Genomic DNA, 18995 nt, shown 5'->3' on the forward strand with positions numbered 1-18995 from the left:
TCAGGCGGTTTTTTTGTGAAAATAAGGGGGGGAGCTTGGCTGTTTTAGAAGGCGTAGGTGGCGGTGGCGAGTACCGTACCCTCATTTTTCCAGGCGCCGGAGTCAATCATGTTATCGCTGCTAAGGTTGGTATCCAGCCAGGCCAGTGACAAGCCTACGCCAGCAAGTTCTGTCGAGACGCCGATGGAGTAATCCATGTAATCTTCGCCCCAATCAAGATCTGCCCCATCGCCATAGCTATAACCCACATGGGCATCGATACTCCAGTTTTCGACAAATTCATAAGAGTAGTTGAGCTCGGTATAGTGAAGGTCAACATCAGCGTTGGCATAATCGTTGGTGTACCACTGTGATAAGTGGAAACCCGCAAAATAGAATCCTACATTGGCCTCTAAATATTTACTGCTCTCATCTTGTCCCGGATAGGTGTAGTAGGTCAGAGTGACATCGTACTCGAACTCCTCATCTTCACCGAAAGCACCCCAATAACCGGCGTAGATGTCTATCTCTACATCAGCATCATAGCTTTCATCATCAACATTACTCGCCCATGCACCGACGAAGAAGCCATTATCGGCGCTGTAATCGATACTACCCTGAACGGCAAAGTCACCGGCCGTTTGTGAGACTCCGCGAAAACGGTAGTCACTGGTGACTCCAATTTCGCCCGATACTTCTGCCGATACCATAGGTGAGATTAGCGCTGCAGCCAATGTAAGGCCGGTAACCTGGGCAATCCGTTTTTTATTGAATTTTTTATACACGGTAGTTTCTCCATTTTACTTTATTGACATAAATGACTGCTAAGAGTCCATTTCATGTGTACCAAACAGCAGCTAAGTTGCTGTACCTCATGGTGTCGATTATGAAACTTAAGTTTCAATTTTAAGATCTATCTCTTTTATCAAGATTATCAAATGTTCTGATTTTTTAGTTATTAGTCTGGAAGACCACATAGATTTTTTTACAGGTATCTAAGACCTCCCACGTGCCTCTGAATCCGGCTGGGATAACAAATTTATCACCTTTTTTAACCGTCATAGATTGCCCCTGACCATCGGTGATGACGCTGGATCCGGCAAGTATTTCGCAATACTCATGCTCGGTATAGCCGACCTTCCAGGCGCCTCTCTCTCCAGTCCATACACCCGCATCAAATTGTTTGCAGGGGCTGGAGTAGTGATTTTCAACCTGCTGCAGTGGCTCACCGGATAAGATCTTCTCCTGTTCCGGCTTAAAACTTTCGACGTCTGGAAGGGAGGTCGAAAAGTTAATGATTGAGTCAATATTCAAGGTCTGTCATCTCCATCAGAATTTGCATTTAGCGTTACCAACAAAGGTGCAGGCAAGGCTGCACCTTTGTGATTGTGATGATTACTTCATCGTCGGCATGACAAACTCTGCCTGAGCATTTTTCGGTTTTGGCCAGCGGGCAGTAATTGCCTTACGTTTGGTATAGAAGCGAACGCCGTCGGGCCCATGCATATGTAGCGGACCAAACAGTGAACGCTTCCAACCACCGAAGCTATGGAAAGCCATGGGCACGGGAATTGGCACATTTACGCCGACCATGCCTACCTGAACGTGATGACAGAAGTGTCTCGCCGCTTCACCGCTTTGGGTAAAGATGGCGGTGCCATTGCCAAACTCATGCTCGTTAATGAGCTCGAGTGCTTCACTGTAATCATCGACTCTGACGATGGCCAGTACCGGACCGAAGATCTCCTCCTTGTAGATGGTCATCTCAGGGGTGACATTATCGAACAGGCAGCCACCGAGAAAATAGCCCTGCTCGTGATCTGCAACCGTTAACTCCCGGCCATCGGCAAGCAGGGTCGCGCCTTCTGCCACGCCGGTTTCGACATAGTCGGTGACCTTGGCTAGATGCTGCGCGGAAATTAAAGGTCCCATATCCATCTCCGGAGTCACTCCGTTACCCACGCGCAGTGCTTTAATCTGTGGTAGCAGTTTTTTAACCAGTTCATCGCCTGAATTGCCTACTGCCAGTACCACTGATATCGCCATGCAGCGCTCGCCTGCCGAGCCATAGGCTGCGCCCATCAAGGCGCCAACGGCTTGGTCCATGTCGGCATCGGGCATGAGTAACATATGATTTTTCGCGCCACCCAGTGCCTGTACTCGTTTACCGTGTTTAGACGCCGTCTCATAGATGTATTCGGCGATAGGGGTTGAGCCGACAAAACTGACGGCTTGAATATCTTTATGAGTCAGCAGGGTATCGACCGCCTCTTTATCACCGTTGACGACATTGAATACACCATCGGGCAGACCCGCTTCACTCAGCAGTTCGGCCAGGCGCATCACTGAGCTGGGATCTTTCTCCGACGGCTTCATGATAAAGGTGTTACCACTGGCAATCGCGATAGGGAACATCCACATGGGAACCATGACCGGGAAGTTGAACGGAGCGATACCGGCCACGACGCCGAGGGATTGATTCACATGCCAGGCATCGACGCCTGTGCCGACCTGCTCGGTGTGCTCGCCTTTAAGCAGGTGTGGAATGCCGCAGGCAAACTCGACAACCTCCAGGCCGCGAATGATCTCGCCTTTGGCATCATCTAACACCTTGCCGTGCTCACGGGTGATAAGCTGTGCTAATTCATCGATATTATTCTCGACCAGCGCCTTAAACTTAAACAGGACCCTGGCACGATTTAGCGGTGAGACCTGAGACCAGCTCTTATGCGCTCGCTTGGCTAACTCGATAGCCCCGGCAACTTCGGCCGCACTGGCCAAGGATACCGATGCTGTTTGCTCTCCGGTGGCGGGTTCGAAAACCTGACCCGTACGCTCGCTTGTGTCTGTATGGCTGCCGTTAATGAAATGGGTGATCGTCTGCATCTTACTCAATCCTTTATTTCCTGCGCTGCAGGTATGATAATTTCGTGTCTATTCCAGGCGCTCATCACACCTGAAATATCTGTTTGTTCAACTTACGTGCCCGTTAACCCACGGCCCGGATAGCATCACCTAAGGTGTTGACTATCTGATCGATCTGCTGTTTATCGATGATCAATGGCGGGGAGATTGCGATAATATCTGCGGTGGCCCTGACTAAGGTGCCATTGGCAAAGCAATGTTCGAAAATGCCAAAGCCGCGTTTTCCTACTCCCTCTTCGCTGGGAGAGAATTGAATGCCACCGACTAAGCCAATGTTTCGTATGTCGATAATGTTAGGTAGCCCCTTGAGACTATGAACGGCCTCTTCGAAATAGCCTTCAAGCTCTCTGCTACGTTCGAAAAGTTGCTCGTTTTGGTAGATATCCAGAGTCGCTATGGCTGCGGCTGCAGCGACGGGGTGGCCCGAATAGGTATAACCATGAAACAGCTCGATACCATCCGGGCCTTGCATACTGGCATCGTAGATGGCGTCATCGATGAGTACGGCGCCCATGGGGATCGCTCCGTTGTTGAGCGCCTTGGCGGTGGTGATCATGTCTGGCGTTACGCCCCAGCGCTGGCTGGCAAATGCATCGCCTACTCGCCCAAAACCTGTGATCACCTCATCAAAAATCAGTAAGATGCCATGTTTTTTGGTGATCTCTCTGAGTCTTTGCAGGTAGCCTTCAGGCGGCAATATCACGCCAGCCGATCCCGACATAGGTTCGACAATCACGGCGGCGATGTTTTCTGCCCCATGAAGTGCAACCAACTGCTCCAATACGTCAGCTTTCTCAGCCCCGGTCTTAGGCATGCCACGACTAAAGGCATTGTTTTGCATATCTAAGGTATGTGGCAGATGATCGACACCGGGCAATAGCTGTTGACTGAATGTTTTACGGTTACCGCCGATGCCGCCGACGGATATTCCGCCGAAGCCGACACCGTGATAGCCAAGCTCTCGACCGATGAAACGCGTTCGCGTCGCCTCACCATTGGATCTGTGGTAGTTAATGGCAATCTTTAGGGCACTATCGACCGACTCAGAACCTGAGTTGGTGAAGAACACCTTATTCAATCCATCAGGACTGATTTGAGCCAGACGTTCGGCGAGTTCGAAAGCAATAGGGTGCCCCATCTGGAAAGAGGGAGCAAAATCCAACTTATGGATCTGTTTACTCACAGCTTGCGAGATCTCTTTGCGTCCATGACCCGCGTTACAACACCATAGTCCTGCCGTGCCATCGAGTACGGATCTGCCAGTGGTATCTTTGTAATACATGCCTTGTGCTTCAGCGAGCATTCTTGGTTTCGATTTGAACTGCCTGTTTGCCGTAAAAGGCATCCAGTAGTGTTCAAGAGACTGCGTTTCGCTTTGCATATTTGCCTGACTATCTGACATAGCATGTACCCCGATTCAGTATTATTCGTTGTTATTATGAGCGGTTGATATTTCGTATGCTATGTCAGAAATAATGAACATGAAAGCTTTTTGTTCGTTTATTTATAGCAAAATGTGTCTCTTTGTAAAATATATTGAAACTTTTGTTGAAAAATGATCGAGTAAAAGCGTAATCTGGTGCTCTGCATATCCTTTACTGTGCGAAGCTATCGTTATCAATTACCCGTTAAGAGGTCATCATGAGTACACCTACAAATCGCAATCAATGGCAAAACTTAGCCGATAAGTTAATCAGTGAAGGGGGAATTAAGTCCGATGCATTTATCGATGGCGAATACCGTCCTTCGGTATCGGGCGAGACCTTTGAGTGTGTGAGCCCCATAGATGGCCGGGTACTCTGTCACGTCGCCAGTTGCTCGTCCCAAGATGCCGATATTGCCGTCAATAGTGCAAGACAAGCGTTCGATGAGGGGAGCTGGTCGGCTCTGCCGCCGGTAAAACGCAAACAGATAATGATACGTTTCGCCGACCTGCTCGAACAGAATCAAGATGAGCTCTCTTTACTCGAAACCTTAGATATGGGTAAACCCATACGCTATTCAGGCTGCGTCGATGTGGCGGGTGCTGCACGTGCCATTCGTTGGTCCGGTGAGGCTATCGATAAAATTTATGATGAGATCGCACCCACGGCGCCAAATGAGATTGGCATGATCACCCGTGAGCCCGTTGGTGTGGTTGCGGCTATCGTGCCGTGGAACTTCCCTATCTTGATGGCGTGTTGGAAATTGGGCCCGGCTCTGGCGACGGGCAATAGTGTCATCTTAAAGCCTTCGGAGAAGTCTCCTTTAACGGCGATTCGCATGGCTCAGATAGCTGTCGAGGCCGGGATCCCCAAGGGGGTGTTGAATGTACTTCCTGGTTTTGGTCATACCGTGGGTAAGGCATTGGCCCTGCATATGGATGTGGATACCTTGGTATTTACCGGTTCGACCAAAATCGCTAAGCAGTTGATGATCTATGCTGGTGAGTCAAACATGAAACGGATTTGGCTGGAGGCCGGAGGCAAGAGCCCTAATATCGTCTTCAACGATGCCCCTAACCTGCAAAAAGCGGCCGAAGCCGCCGCTTCTGCCATTGCCTTTAACCAGGGAGAGGTCTGTACCGCCGGTTCACGCCTACTGGTCGAGGCGGGGGTTAAAGATGAGTTACTTGGCTTAATTGCGAAAGAGTTGCTTGCCTGGCAGCCGGGTCATCCGCTGGATCCAGAGACGACCTGTGGTGCCGTTGTCGACAGGCAGCAGCTGGACAATGTACTCAATTACATTAGAGCCGGAGTCGAAGAGGGTGCCGAGCTGATCCAAGGCGGCGGTCAGGTGATGGCCGAGAGTGGTGGCGTGTATGTCGAGCCAACCATCTTCTCTGAGGTGAATAATCAAATGACGATTGCTAAAGAGGAGATCTTTGGCCCGGTATTATCGGTGATCACCTTCGATGGCATGGAACAGGCGATAGAGATAGGAAATGACAGCATCTATGGCTTGGCTGCCGGTGTGTGGACCTCAGATATCAACAAGGCTCACAAGACGGCTAAGGCATTGCGTAGTGGCATGGTATGGATTAACCATTATGACGGCGGTGATATGACAGCTCCCTTCGGCGGTTACAAACAGTCGGGTAATGGCCGCGACAAGTCACTGCATGCATTCGACAAGTACACCGAGATCAAGGCGACCTGGTTAGTGTTGGATTGAGGAGTTGAGGCTCTAGGTCCTAGTACCTAGGTTCTAGAACCTCAAACCTCGCTATCAGGCTACTTATGCTCAGGGTTGAACTTATCCATCACGACCGCACAGACGGCGTCGCCGGTGATGTTAAGTGAGGTACGGATCATGTCAAATATACGGTCCAGGGCGAACAGCAGTGGCAGGCCGTCAATCGGGATCCCGGCTGCAAGCAGCACTGCAACGACCAGGAAAGAGGGACCCGGCACACCGGCTTGACCGATGGCGCCCAGTGTCGAAGTGAAGATAATGGCAGCATAGGCTGTCATGGTCAGATCGACATGGTACATCTGGGCGAAGAACATGGCGACCAAGCCATAGTAGATAGCGTTACCTGTCATGTTGATGGTCGCGCCGAGCGGCAGTACGAAGGCGGCCGTCGCCTTTGAGACATTGAGATCCTCTTCACAGGTTTCCATAGTGACCGGCAAGGTGGCCATAGATGAAGCAGTAGACAGCGCCATCGCCTGGGGTTTCTTCATCGCCGAGACAAACTTCATGGCAGGGACGTTTGAGAAGAACTTGACCACCAACGGGAAGAAGATGAAGGCATAGATAAGAATCGCCACTACGAATACGACGAATAGCTTTAGAACCACTTCAAGCGCCTGAAATCCGAATGAGCCCACAGATTCTGCCATCAGGCCGAAAACCCCTAGAGGTGCGATGACCATCACACAGTTGATCATCCATACGAAGGCATCAACTATGGTATTGAGGCCATTGATGATGGGCTTGGCACCATCGCCTTTCACTTTACTCAGAGCGATACCGAAGAAGATGCAGAAGACCAAGATCTGCAGGATATTCCCCGAGGTCATAGATTCGAACACATTGGTTGGGATCATCCCAATCAGGGTATCCATGGCACTAGGCAGTGCGCCTTGCTCCGCCGTGATTTGGGTTAGTGATTGACCGTGTGCAGTAAAATCCACTCCGGCTCCGGGTTTGAATATATTGCCCATGACCAGTGCGAGCGTGACGGCAACGCCCGAGGTAATAATAAAGAATGCAAAGGTGCCGATACCTATCTTACCCGCCGAGGGGCTGTCACCTAAGCTGGCTGCGCCGGCGATAATGGATACCACGACTAAGGGGATGACCAGCATCTTAACCAGATGAATAAAGATGGTGCCTAGTGGCCCAAATATGGCTGCACCTTCTCCCATGAAGAGGCCCACTAATGCACCTATTATCATGGCGATGACCACCTGAAGACCTATGTTGTGCATTAATTTTTTATCTCGAATTCCCACGCTCGCTCCGTTGTTGAACTGATCTGTTAAGCTTTTTTGAAGGGGCGTAAAGTTATCACACAAGTGCATCGGGCACTGTGAAACAGCACTTAACTAGGAGGTAAACTCATCCTTCTTCAAATAAACTCTCCTCTCATTGAGTTATTCTTAAAAAGTATAGGTAAAATTTTGTAAATCGTTAAAATGAATTCAAAATTAGTGGGGCTGATTTTGATATCTGTATTTACCGCTTTTTATTTGACCTCTTACTTTGATGCTTTTTCCTTATGGGAGCAGATGAAAGGTATAATCAGGCTACTTGTCTGACTCAGCTTTGTTACTGCTGATGTACTTCTTGCGTATTTTTTCCAGCTCTCCACGTTTTTCAAATGCTTCAAAAAGCGTTCTAAGCTTATCTACCGATATACGATCCAGACTCTTTTTTGATACCTGAACCCAAGGGGTTCGTTCTGAGACCACCAGAGGTTTGCCAAAGAATGTCTCGCTTTGTCCCTGTTGAACCGCGGCGCTGAGTATCGGATCCATTGGGCCGATAATGGCATCGACCCGATTGATCATCAGCAGCTTTATCGCCTGAACAAAATCTTTAGTTTCTACAGAGATAATTTCCGGCTCGCCATCTATGGCATCACTGAATTTAGCGCCTCTTAAATAGGCGAGTTTTTTCCCTTTTAAGTTTTCTATCGAGTCGAAAGTGCTTCCTTTTAAGCCGATAACAACGGTTTTGAGACTAGGTAAGGGGGCTATGTAAACGACGTAATCTTCAAGTTCCTCATACTTAAACATGATGGTCATGTCGGTTTTACCGGACTTGAGCTCAAACATAATCCTGGCATAGGGATAGACAAGGTTGTTAACCTGGTACCCCGCTTCTTTGGCTAACAGATTGGCAATATCGTAATAGATGCCGCTAAGATGATTTTCCCGCTCAATGCCATAGGGAAGAATTGCGATCGTCCTGATCTCAATTTTCCGGCTCTCTTGACTCTCTTCCCCCCAGACTGGGATAAACAGACCCGATAAAATAATGAAGGTAGAAATTAGAATCTTGATTTGTCGATTCACAATCATCTTTTTCACAGTCCTCCTATTTTTATAACACTACAGCTTGACGCCAAATGGTGGGCCCTCTTGATCAACTTAGTTGATATTGTGTAAATCGACAAGGTAGAACGGTGGGGATTAAAGAGAGAAGCACTCAATCAGAGTGCTTTCTTGTTTTGATTATGGGAGCTCTGCTTATTAAAGTTCGTGACGGTAGGGGATGCTTCTCTGTGCTCCGGGCCGGGTTACTGCTATGGCTGCGGCTCGGTTAGCAAACTCTACCGCATCACGCATCGCCAGGTTTTCACTCAACGCCACCATTAATGCCCCGTTAAAGGTATCGCCGGCGGCGACGGTATCCAGAGGTTTAACATCGACGCCGGCGACTACGCCTTCAAACTCTGAACAGCTTAAATATGCACCTCGGGAGCCTAAGGTGATGATCACCGTCTCAGGCCCGAGTTGATGAAGCATTTGAGCCGCAAGCCTTGCCGTATTTTCGTCGGTGACCTCAATCCCCGTTATCGCTTCGGCTTCGGTCTCATTTGGGGTGATAATGTCGACCCATTTGTAGATCTCTGTGCCGAGCACGGTTGCGGGGGCAGGATTAAGTAGGGTATTTGCGCCATGTTTTTTCGCCGATTTCAGCGCCTGAGCAACGGTTGTTGTCGGGGTTTCCAGTTGCACCAGAAACCAATCGGCTTGTGCTAATAACGTCTGGTGTTTCTCGAGTGCCTCAGTCGTCATACTGGCATTGGCACCCAGTGAAACCCCGATACTATTCTCGCCATTTGCGCCGACAAAAATCATGGCGGTGCCCGTGCTTAGCCCATTGACCTTAGTGATCCCATCGGGGTGAATACCGTCATCATGCCAACTCTGACACATCTGGTCGGCAATGCCATCGGCTCCCAGGTGACAGATAAAATCGATTCGATTGCCGGCTTGGCATAGTCTGGCGCAGGCAACGGCCTGGTTTGCGCCTTTGCCACCGTGTTCGAATCGATAATCCTTGCTCATCAAGGTCTGCCCGGGGGCGGGCAGATATTCGAATGACATTACATGGTCGGCATTGGCACTGCCTAAAATGACGAGTCTGCTCATGATTTCCCCTATTTACACTATGTCTATTGGTTATATGCCTGTAGACGCTCGACTAACAGGTAGGTAGACAGACCCTTGTCTGTCTATTTACTGTATGCCTGTGACGCTTAACTAATAGAACTACAGATTTTTGTCTGGCGATTAGTTATATGCCTGCAGACGTTCGACTAACAGATCGACAAATCCTTGTCTGTCCAGATTAAATAGTACTTTAGTATTGGGAGTATTGCCTGTCAGATGATGACGATCCACAACGGTCATCCCCTGAGTATGCTCACCTTTTGTCTCTATGCCTACCCAGCAGTCCTGAGCCTGAAACAGTTCCGGCTTAAGTAGCCAGGCAATCGTACAAGGGTCATGCAGCGGTGCTCCGGTAAAGCCCCACTTAGGATCCCTGTGATAGACGATGAAGAAATCCAGAAGCTCTGCCACACACAAAGCGATAGGGTTATCGATCGCGCGGATCCGCTCTATGTCTTCATCCATAATTTGCGCTTCATGGGTGACATCCAGGCCACACATAGTAATAGGTATGCCGGACTTAAAGACGATATCGGCAGCTTCGGGATCGACGTAGATATTAAATTCTGCGGCCGGGGTCCAGTTACCGATACCAGCGGCTCCCCCCATCAGGACGATACGTTCGATTTTATCGTGTAGCTCTGGATGGCTCGTGAGCAAGATGGCGATATTGGTGAGTGGGCCTGTCGGTACTAAGGTTACCGGGACCTGACTCTCTCTGAGTTTAGATGCCATCAACTCTATGGCTGTCATAGATACAGGCTCGAAGCCGGGATCGGGCAGTTCAGGGCCATCCAATCCGGTTTCGCCGTGAACGTTATCGGCGATGATCAACTCTCTGGCTAACGGCTTCTGGGCTCCGCCTGCAACCGGAATATCGCTGCGACCTAACAGGGTCAACACCCTAAGGGCATTGTTCAGGGTCTTATCGGGCGTCTGATTACCGGCGCTGGTCGTCACAGCAAGTGGGGTGAATGCATCGGTGCTTAAGGCGAGAATGAGCGCTATTGCGTCATCATGTCCCGGATCACAATCAAGAATAATTGGGCGTGCCATGGTCATACTCCTTCATTTGACAGAGATGCAGGTTAGCACGACAGATCCATCTGTGTTCTAAGGCACTTGTTGTTTTTGTGAGGCAAGAGTCAATAAAATTATAGTTAAGGTTAGCGTACGCACTCTGATGGTTAAAGTCAGGGTCACAAAAGTCATTCAAATTTTACAACCACATGATTAACGGGTCTATAATCTTTGCCTTATCCAATCAGTAAATCATTAAATAAATAGCAGGAACTGGATCAGACTATGACCGATCATTTCAAAGGTAAGTATGAGGTGGAGCTGAAGTATCGCTTAACTTCAAGAGCTCAGTTCCTATCGCGCCTTAAGGCGATGAACCCTGAGATCATGCTGGAAGATAATCTGGAGCAGGATAGTTATTTCGACCTGTCAGGTGGGGAGTTAAAAGGCCAAAACAAGAGTGTTTGTATCCGCAATATGCAGCCCTCGGGCATCAAGCTCTGGATCGTAAAAGGCCCTGAGCCTGACAGATGTGAGGCGGTGAATATTACCGATGATGAGAAAGCCTGCAGCATGCTTCAAACCATGGGGTTTAAGCGGGTTCTGGAGATGAAGAAGACCCGCAGTATCTATTTTCTGGGTGAGTTTCATGCCACCCTAGATCACTTGGAAGGGATAGGGGACTTTGCCGAGCTGGCCATCATGACCGATGATGAGCATAGGTTGGCAAAGTATCGGATGCAGTTGTTGGAGTTAGCTGCGAGTCTGGGGCTGGAATCAACACAGCTGGAGACCGGATCTTATCGGGAGTTAAAGGCTAACTCGATTAGCTTTTCTGGCTAGTCATCCTGAACTTATTTTTTGTAAATAGTAGAATCCAGCTTGGAGCTTGTACCTTCATGGGTATTAATCACCTGCGGTGAGTGCTGTATAGATATATACGAATGTCGTGATCACATGGATGTGAATGAACGACCTTATGTGCAGATACCTATGCGATACGCCGGCTCTTGATTTCAAAAGAGTCATCCATGGAGGCTCGACGATGGCAAACAACCTCCATGTTTAAATGCCACTTCGATATCCCTATCTCTCGCTCGGAGAGTATCACTTAGTGATACCTCGCCATGCAGTCAACGGCCACACTTGCATCTTCACCGGGTTATTTCATCTCCGATTAAACTTTCTTGCCTCTACCAGAACATCTGACCTACAAGGAAGTAGTGAATGCCGAAAAATGTTTGGAACATTTTCGGCCCTGTTTTCTATGTCCTCTGTCGTATCTACACTTAGTTATTTCAAAGAAGGTGGTCTCTTCGATGAGGCTTTGCTGTTAACCATAAGCTTTGCTATATCTAGGCATAAATAATTGTTTCAACATACGCGCATTTGCACGATACAAATCGTTATCTCATATCCGGTTGCCTGTCTTTTCCTAATCAATACCTTACTAGTTAGAATCTAAGCGCAACTCAATTTTATCCAGAAATGGTTTAGGGGACGTAACTTCTTTATGCCTAACGATGAGCCTGCAGGAGTATTGCAGGTTTATCTGTCTACTAATTAGCAATCTGAGTCACTTTTTACTTTGTTAGATGATTTTTCGTAAGACTTCACATTTTCAACCGAATAGATGTAACACTTTCCGAAACGCTCTTGCTTGTAGGTCGGATGATGTTCATCACCGGTGACCAAATCTATTGATTCTTCTTCGGTATGACTTTGTGCCGCAGTGCATTGAACTGGACCACAAGCCTTCCAATTTCCATTTGATGTTTGCCACGTAAGAACTAGACCATTAGAAGTGCTATCCGTTTTTTTATTCTTCTTTTGAATTGCCACCTCTTTTGATGATGTGGTTGTGGGTGGCAAAGCAGATTGGTGAGTATCGATATTAGTCATCGTCAGCGTTGATGAAGTTTTGCCTGCAGACTTTGCTAGTAACATGCTTTTTTGAGCTAAATCGCTCCTCACACTGGCTTCAAGCTTAGCTTGCTCATAAGCCTGCTGCTCTTTTTGCAATAGCCGAGCTTGTCGCAAGCTAGCCTGAAATCGTGCTTTCATTCTTTGGGTTTCACGTTCGAGTTGTGCATTAAGGTTATTAAGTGCACTGATTGACATACTGGCCCAGGCATTGGAGTCATCGATATAGCCATTTTCATCCACTTTAGCGAAATGACTGGCTTCTTGCGCTGGCCAGCCGCCCATAGCACGGAATGTTTTCAACCGTTCCCAATTCATACCACCGTTTTGAATTAACAAATCCATACCATTATTACCGTATTGGTTTTTGATATTGATATCAGCTCCCGCTGCAATCATCAGCTTGACATGACTCACCTTCTTCCAGCCTGCGATAGCTTCAATCATTGGATAAGTGCGGCTACTGTAACTATTTTTTACGGCTGGATTTGCCCCCGCTGCCAGTAAAGCCTTAACGACATTATCACTGAGCTTCTTTTCGACAGCAATATACAATAATGTATTACCGCTAATATCCTTGATATCAGGCGAAACCCCCATTGCCATTAGCTTACGCATCATTTGAGTGTTTGAGCTTTTAGTCGCGCGAAGCAATAAACCAGAAAGCTCATTTGCATGTTGCTTGTGCTGTTCATACAGAGGCAATAACTGATCCACCACTTCTTTTTGATTACGACTTGCCGCAACCGAAATCGGAGATGCGCCACTTTTTGTTTTAGTGAACGGATCGACTCCTAAAGCCAGCAGCTTTGTCACACCATCTGTAAAACCATTTTGCGCGGCAAGGAACAAGGGCGTCATTCCGTCTTTATTTGATCGGGTGTAATCCACTCCAAGATCAATGAATTTGGCTAATTGGGTTAAGTCTTGATTTCTAACGGCTAAGTGGATCAGGTTTTCACCTTTATCATTAGAAACATTTTCGACAGTGACCTTACCGTTATCAGCTTCACGGGCAATATCATTAAACTTATTCACCAGGGCGTAATTATAAACCCAATTGATTTGTTGCTGATTAAGTACTTGGTTTGCTTTTAACAGCTTGACAGCTAAACCTTCATAGCCTTTTTTAACTGCGTGATAGATGGTTGATTGTTCAAACTGAGTATCCGCAAAATCTTTCGCTCCATGATCGAGCAGCAACTGCGCTTGTTCCTCATGGCTTAACTTGATTGCCGTTGTTAATAAGCTTTCATGAACTAATTCAGGTCGATGATTAATATCTAAATCTTGGCGTAATAAAAATGCAGTGATATTCGGATTATCCGACCTTATCGCTTGCTTGAAAAGCCAATAATGTTCATCGGCGTAAGTAATAGCTGGTTGGTATTTGTAGAGCACCTTCAATGATGTAAAAGAATAGGTAATCGCTTGAGACTTGAGGTGCCAAGTGGCTTGGCCAGGCGTTAATAATTCAAGTAAATACTCCAATAATTCTGCGTTATCCTCGCGAATAACAGTGTCAAATGCATCGAGGGTATCCACAATCTTAGGATTGAAGTCTGTGGCATATATCCATTTTAAAATTGCCTGAGCATTATTTTCGACAGCCTGAATTGCCAATGAACTTCCCTGTTCATTAGGCTCATTTAATTGGGGGTATTGAGCCACTAGCTGTGCAAACTTGTCTGCATCATCATTTTTAATGGCTAAGGCCAGCATAAACTTGGCGTTAACCAGTCGATATTCAGTTTGAAGATGGGCAAACATTTGCTCTTTTGTTGGTGCTAACACTGCCCCTGCATCTAGTAACCATTTCTCTATTTTTTTATCACCTCGGAGTCGAGCTTGTGCAAGTAACTCGCCCTTTACATTGGGGTTAGCACCGGCATCTAGCAATAATTTTACAAAAGGTTCCCTGCCCCAAAAAACGGCATCGGTTAAAGGGTATCCAGTAAACCGAGTAGGTCCATTAACATTAGCTCCATACTCTATCAGTAGCTTGCTGATCTCATACTGCTCGGATCTAATTGAGTTGTACAAGGCAGAATGTGCAAGTTTATCATCGGGGTTATTATTTGGATAATTTGGAGAAATGCCCATTTCTAGTAGTTCTTTACTAATATCTTTATTCCAACTAGAAGCACGGCTTAAGGCTGAATATAATCGTTCATTACGTTCAGTTTCCGTTAATTTTTTTGAATTAACTAATTTGCTTATCTCATGCCGCGTGGCGATAGAATCTTTATCAGCATTAGCTTTTATCATTGAAAAAGAGGCATTTATACAACCTTGTAAAATCAACACCATTAAGCCTAAAAAAAGCCATCGAATGGCCTGTTGGCCGCTAACAATTACTAATTGCATACATCTTCCCTTGTTAGGTGTGTCAACACCTAATTAACACCTCTGTAATAATTTAACTTAATGTTGGCCACCGAACTTTGATTAATATCAGGCTCAATGTTGTTGACCAAAAGAGTTTGCTTAGATCGAAATGAAAGAGGCAGGAGGCCAGCATACAAAACGATAAAGTGAACGTTGCTATGACGCAAAATAGAAGGTGTTGTGAAGCGGCTTAGTCAAATTGACACTATTTAAGATCTGAAAGGTTTACTTCGTAACACACATTTATCCAAAACAGTGTTAATAAATTAAAGTCAAAATCGAAGAGATAATTTTCTCGAAACCAGAGTAAGATGCTGCTGGAGGCGGGTTGCAAGGCGAGGTTTCATAAAGTGAAACTCTATGAGCGGGCATTTGTATATGGACATACTTTATCGAACTGACATTTTAACAGGGAGGTTGTTTGAAACCGCAGAGCGTATATCCCTATACTGCATCCGCGGCAGGTGATAAATACCAATGATGATTTGGTACTTAGCACACTTACTAAATACCACATTTACAAAGTACCCAATCAGTCCAAAGAACCAATAAAAGATACTTCAAGCTTGTTATCTGACAAGCAGTGAGGGTATCAAAAGATATCCAAGAACCTATGGTAGAGCATCCCTGCTGCCAGCATGGGCGATCTGAATGTTGGCCCTCCGGGGAAGGTCATATGCTGTATCTTATCGAAGATATCGAAACGACCTGCCTGAGCCGATAATGCTTCAGCGATGAGTTTCGCCGCCATATGGGTGGCGTTGACGCCATGACCGGAATAGGCCTGGGCATACATGATGTTAGGGCAATCGGGTAGACGACCGATTTGAGGGAGCCTGTTAGCCCCTATGCCTATCATGCCTCCCCATTCGAAATCGATTTTAACCCCTTTTAGCTGGGGGAAGACCTTTTCGAGATTAGGGCGCAGCGCGGCCTCGATGTCTTTGGGATCTTTACCTGAATAGGTACACAGGCCACCGAATAGTAGGCGGTTATCTTCTGACAGGTGGAAGTAGTCGAGATCGATACGCATATCGGCGAAGGCCATATCCTGAGGGATGATATCTTTACACTGTTCATCGGTCAGCGGCTCGGTGGCCAGCAGGTAACTGCCGGCAGGGAGTACCTTGCCACCGACATAGCCGTCGAGTTGATGACCTATATAGGCGTTGCCCGCCAGCACCAGATACTGACAGTTCACTTCACCATGCTCGGTGATGACTCTAGGTTTATCTCCCTTGATGATCTTCTGCGCCGCACTGTATTCAAACATCTTTACCCCCAGCTCCCGGGCGACACGGGCTTCGCCAAGGGCTAAGTTTAACGGGTGCAGGTGGCCGCTATTCATATCGACCAGCGCCCCCTCATAGCAGTTCGAGCCTATGACCCGACCCATATCCTTTTTTTCTAACAGGGTGAAGCCTTCACCTCGTCCCTGAGAGACAAGATCGTCGAAGTCTTGTTTTAACTCCTTCATATGGCGGGGACGCATGGCCAGATCGCAATAACCCATCTGCAGGTTACAGTCGATGTTATGTTCGGCAACGCGTTGTCTGACAATATCCACCGCCTCGAAACCCATTTGATGTATGGCATTGACGCCATCATCGCCAATCACATTTTTGAACTGTTCAATATTATGACCAATACCACGAATAAGCTCGCCGCCATTTCTGCCTGATGCTCCCCAGCCGATCCGCTTCGCTTCCAGTAGTGCAACGGAAAAACCTTTCTGCGCCAGTTCGATTGCCGTGTTAATACCGCTGAAACCACCACCGACGACACAGACATCCACATCGATTCGCTCCCTGAGTTGTGGATGTTCATAGAGCTCTTTTGCCGTGTTTAAATAGTATGATGACGGATACATGTCACTGTGCACTGGACTCTTGGCTTGCATCATCTCTCCAAATTATAATTGTTGTTATTGAGTATTTATGGCCAGGAATTTATGGGATCTAAGACGGTATACTTTTGGTCTGAGTCATATATAATTCACGGGTGTTGATTATATTTAACATGCTTTTTTGTTTGATACAAATTACTATGTAATATAATTTGAACACTTTAATCAATATTGTGATTTTAACAGGAGAGATGCATTTGGATATTGGAACTAGCCTTAAGGCTGTCCGTAAACTAAAAGGCCTTTCGCAACGCGAACTTGCGAAAAGAGCCGGAGTGACCAATAGCACTATCTCCATGATTGAGAAGAACAGTGTGAGCCCGTCGGTAAGCTCTTTGAAAAAAGTGTTATCGGGGCTGCCTATGTCCTTAGTGGACTTTTTTTCTATGGAAGATAACGGTGGCAGCGAGCAAAAAGTGGTGTATCGCAGCGACGAACTTCTCGATATCGGTGATGGCAATTTAGATTATAAGCTGGTGGGCAGAGATTACCCTAACAGGGCGATGTCTGTAATGAGCGAGACTTATCCACCAGGCTCCGATACCGGAGAAGAGATGCTCAAACATGAAGGCGAAGAGGCGGCCATGGTTATCGAAGGTAAGTTTGAGCTTACCGTAGGTGAAGAGGTGTTTATTCTCGAAGCCGGAGACAGCTATTACTTTAACAGCGAGACCCCTCATCGATTCAGAAATCCGTTCGATGAAAACTGCCGTATCGTTAGTGCAACGACGCCGGCAAACTTTTAACAGTCTTGAACGGCCTTGTTTAATAGTCTTGAACGGCTTTATTTAATAGTCCTAAACGATGCCATTCTAAACATATCCTGTAACGCTTAAACTCGAGTCCGGCTTTAAGCCGGAAGCTTTATAAATCCGGAAACCTTATTCATTCGACAACAGTGTTCCGGTTTGTGGCGTTACGGGCGAATAATTTCTGTTGCCACTCTCTGTTGCCATCTGGTTATCCTTCTCCTTTCTTAAACCCTGCTAGTTCCTGTTTCTCGTGCTCTCCCGACTCCCCATTGTGCTGTTTCTCGAACAGGCTTTAAATTTACTCACCTCATTTTAGTATTTTATGCTGTTTTTTATCGAAAAACGCTCTGTTTTAACCCATCTGTCCGGGTTTTTTCTCTATTTCAGAATTCATGTATGTAAATAATATTGGTCAATGTCAACTGTTTTTTGTGATGTTTGTCATGGTCTGAAACTCGAGCAATTCTCGTCTGTTGGGAAAGAATTAACGAGCTGATGGTAACTTTAATATTTTGTTTGTTGGTCTATCTTGTTGATTTGATGTGTTGTTTGGTTTTCGTTTTTATGATTTTAAATTGTATTCATATCTCCTCTTGCCTGTGTTCAATTTTCAGTGTAGTGTTTGAAAAAGTGAACAGAAGGTTAAAGACTGTTCACATATAAGAACTCTTATAAGAGCTCATATAAAAACAAAAATTATAAAAACTAAAATATAACCAAATAGGTGATTTATGTCGGATGCAGGGCTTGCTGTCATTGGGGTGACGGCGTGCAACCAGGAGTTAGGCTTACATCCTTTTAATATAGTGGGCGAGAAGTACCTTCTTGCTATTGCTGATGCAACCAAGGGTTGGCCTTTGGTTATTCCCGCGCTGGGTCACTGCCCGAGTGAGCTTATTTTGCCTCGCTTGGACGGTATTTTGTTTACCGGCTCTCCCTCAAATATCGAACCACATCACTTTCAAGGTGAAGCAAGCGAAGCTGACACTCACCATGATCCCAAGCGAGACGCGACGACTCTTCCTCTGTTAAAAGCGGCGATAGAGGCAGGTATCCCTGTCTTGGCTATCTGCCGTGGGTTTCAAGAGATGAACGTCGTGTATGGCGGAAGCCTGCATCAAAAATTGCATCAAGTGGGCGGCTTTATCGAGCACCGCGAAGATAAGAGTACGGCTGTCGAGGTGCAATATGGGATCTCCCATGAGGTACAGATAGAACCTGGAGGACTGCTTCACGACGCATGGGGCCGTAGCTCTGCAGAGGTTAACTCTGTGCATACTCAAGGCGTAGATCGCCTCGGAGTTGGGTTACGGCCAGAAGCATATGCACCAGATGGTTTAGTAGAGGCTTTCTCTATTAAAGAAGCAAAGAATTTTGCGCTGGGCGTGCAGTGGCATCCTGAATGGAAGGTACTGAATAACGCTTTCTATACCTCTATTTTTAATGCTTTCAGTGATGCCTGTGAGCGCCGAGCAAAGACACGAGTGAGATAAA

At 46.8% G+C, this 18995-nt stretch carries 14 protein-coding genes; 4 read left to right on the top strand and 10 right to left on the bottom strand.

The features are described from left to right. Nucleotides 1–44: 44 nt before the first annotated feature. From EKG38_RS03240 to aptA, 4 genes are all read right to left on the bottom strand, one after another. Complete coding sequence (locus EKG38_RS03240) at nt 45–764, bottom strand: TorF family putative porin (protein WP_126518591.1); 720 nt, start codon at nt 762–764, stop codon at nt 45–47. A gap of 166 nt (nt 765–930) precedes the next feature. Further along, nucleotides 931–1293, bottom strand: a complete 363-nt coding sequence (locus EKG38_RS03245) for a cupin domain-containing protein (protein WP_126518593.1) — start codon at nt 1291–1293, stop codon at nt 931–933. Between the two features lie 81 nt (nt 1294–1374). Further along, complete coding sequence (locus EKG38_RS03250) at nt 1375–2865, bottom strand: CoA-acylating methylmalonate-semialdehyde dehydrogenase (RefSeq protein ID WP_126518595.1); 1491 nt, start codon at nt 2863–2865, stop codon at nt 1375–1377. A gap of 103 nt (nt 2866–2968) precedes the next feature. Continuing rightward, nucleotides 2969–4306 (bottom strand): omega-aminotransferase AptA, encoded by a 1338-nt coding sequence (gene aptA / locus EKG38_RS03255; RefSeq protein WP_126518597.1) that lies wholly within the window; start codon nt 4304–4306, stop codon nt 2969–2971. Between the two features lie 239 nt (nt 4307–4545). On the opposite strand from aptA, the gene EKG38_RS03260 reads away from it, so the two are divergent. After that, a complete protein-coding gene (locus EKG38_RS03260; protein ID WP_126518599.1) occupies nt 4546–6057 on the top strand; it encodes an aldehyde dehydrogenase in 1512 nt (503 codons plus the stop codon). Between the two features lie 59 nt (nt 6058–6116). On the opposite strand, the gene EKG38_RS03265 is transcribed toward EKG38_RS03260, so the two are convergent. The 4 genes from EKG38_RS03265 to rihA form a co-directional block, all read right to left on the bottom strand. Further along, nucleotides 6117–7319 carry a dicarboxylate/amino acid:cation symporter gene (locus EKG38_RS03265; RefSeq protein ID WP_439332635.1) on the bottom strand — a complete coding sequence of 401 codons (1203 nt, stop codon included), beginning with the start codon at nt 7317–7319 and terminating at the stop codon, nt 6117–6119. A 318-nt stretch (nt 7320–7637) separates the two neighbouring features. Further along, nucleotides 7638–8414 (bottom strand): substrate-binding periplasmic protein, encoded by a 777-nt coding sequence (locus EKG38_RS03270; protein WP_126518771.1) that lies wholly within the window; start codon nt 8412–8414, stop codon nt 7638–7640. 171 nt (nt 8415–8585) lie between these two features. Beyond that, entirely contained in the window at nt 8586–9491 is a 906-nt protein-coding gene (rbsK, locus tag EKG38_RS03275; protein ID WP_126518601.1) for a ribokinase, read from the bottom strand. Nucleotides 9492–9632: 141 nt separating this feature from the next. After that, complete coding sequence (rihA, locus tag EKG38_RS03280; RefSeq protein WP_126518603.1) at nt 9633–10568, bottom strand: pyrimidine-specific ribonucleoside hydrolase RihA; 936 nt, start codon at nt 10566–10568, stop codon at nt 9633–9635. 249 nt (nt 10569–10817) lie between these two features. Between rihA and cyaB the strand changes: the two genes are divergently transcribed. Beyond that, nucleotides 10818–11375, top strand: coding sequence for a class IV adenylate cyclase (cyaB, locus tag EKG38_RS03285; protein ID WP_126518605.1), 558 nt, complete (start codon nt 10818–10820; stop codon nt 11373–11375). Between the two features lie 720 nt (nt 11376–12095). Here cyaB and EKG38_RS03290 read toward each other — a convergent pair. Together EKG38_RS03290 and EKG38_RS03295 are read right to left on the bottom strand one after the other, a co-directional pair. Beyond that, entirely contained in the window at nt 12096–14822 is a 2727-nt protein-coding gene (locus EKG38_RS03290) for an ankyrin repeat domain-containing protein (RefSeq protein ID WP_126518606.1), read from the bottom strand. Between the two features lie 613 nt (nt 14823–15435). Next, nucleotides 15436–16743, bottom strand: coding sequence for an NAD(P)/FAD-dependent oxidoreductase (locus EKG38_RS03295; protein WP_126518773.1), 1308 nt, complete (start codon nt 16741–16743; stop codon nt 15436–15438). A gap of 203 nt (nt 16744–16946) precedes the next feature. On the opposite strand from EKG38_RS03295, the gene EKG38_RS03300 reads away from it, so the two are divergent. Both EKG38_RS03300 and EKG38_RS03305 read left to right on the top strand, forming a co-directional pair. Then, on the top strand, nt 16947–17495 hold the full coding sequence (locus EKG38_RS03300; RefSeq protein ID WP_126518608.1) for a cupin domain-containing protein: 549 nt from the start codon (nt 16947–16949) through the stop codon (nt 17493–17495). A 737-nt stretch (nt 17496–18232) separates the two neighbouring features. Next, a complete protein-coding gene (locus EKG38_RS03305; RefSeq protein ID WP_126518610.1) occupies nt 18233–18994 on the top strand; it encodes a gamma-glutamyl-gamma-aminobutyrate hydrolase family protein in 762 nt (253 codons plus the stop codon). Nucleotide 18995 lies beyond the last annotated feature (1 nt).

The organism is Shewanella canadensis (assembly GCF_003966225.1).
GTDB classification, from domain to species: Bacteria; Pseudomonadota; Gammaproteobacteria; order Enterobacterales; family Shewanellaceae; genus Shewanella; species Shewanella canadensis.

Coding starts and splice junctions, on each gene's coding strand:
- EKG38_RS03305 (WP_126518610.1), top strand. CDS start 18,233: ATGTCGGATGCAGGGCTTGCTGTCATTGGGGTGACGGCGTGCAACCAG.
- EKG38_RS03270 (WP_126518771.1), bottom strand. CDS start 8,414: ATGATTGTGAATCGACAAATCAAGATTCTAATTTCTACCTTCATTATT.
- cyaB (WP_126518605.1), top strand. CDS start 10,818: ATGACCGATCATTTCAAAGGTAAGTATGAGGTGGAGCTGAAGTATCGC.
- EKG38_RS03265 (WP_439332635.1), bottom strand. CDS start 7,319: ATGCACAACATAGGTCTTCAGGTGGTCATCGCCATGATAATAGGTGCA.
- aptA (WP_126518597.1), bottom strand. CDS start 4,306: ATGTCAGATAGTCAGGCAAATATGCAAAGCGAAACGCAGTCTCTTGAA.
- rihA (WP_126518603.1), bottom strand. CDS start 10,568: ATGGCACGCCCAATTATTCTTGATTGTGATCCGGGACATGATGACGCA.
- EKG38_RS03260 (WP_126518599.1), top strand. CDS start 4,546: ATGAGTACACCTACAAATCGCAATCAATGGCAAAACTTAGCCGATAAG.
- EKG38_RS03250 (WP_126518595.1), bottom strand. CDS start 2,865: ATGCAGACGATCACCCATTTCATTAACGGCAGCCATACAGACACAAGC.
- rbsK (WP_126518601.1), bottom strand. CDS start 9,491: ATGAGCAGACTCGTCATTTTAGGCAGTGCCAATGCCGACCATGTAATG.
- EKG38_RS03295 (WP_126518773.1), bottom strand. CDS start 16,743: ATGCAAGCCAAGAGTCCAGTGCACAGTGACATGTATCCGTCATCATAC.
- EKG38_RS03290 (WP_126518606.1), bottom strand. CDS start 14,822: ATGCAATTAGTAATTGTTAGCGGCCAACAGGCCATTCGATGGCTTTTT.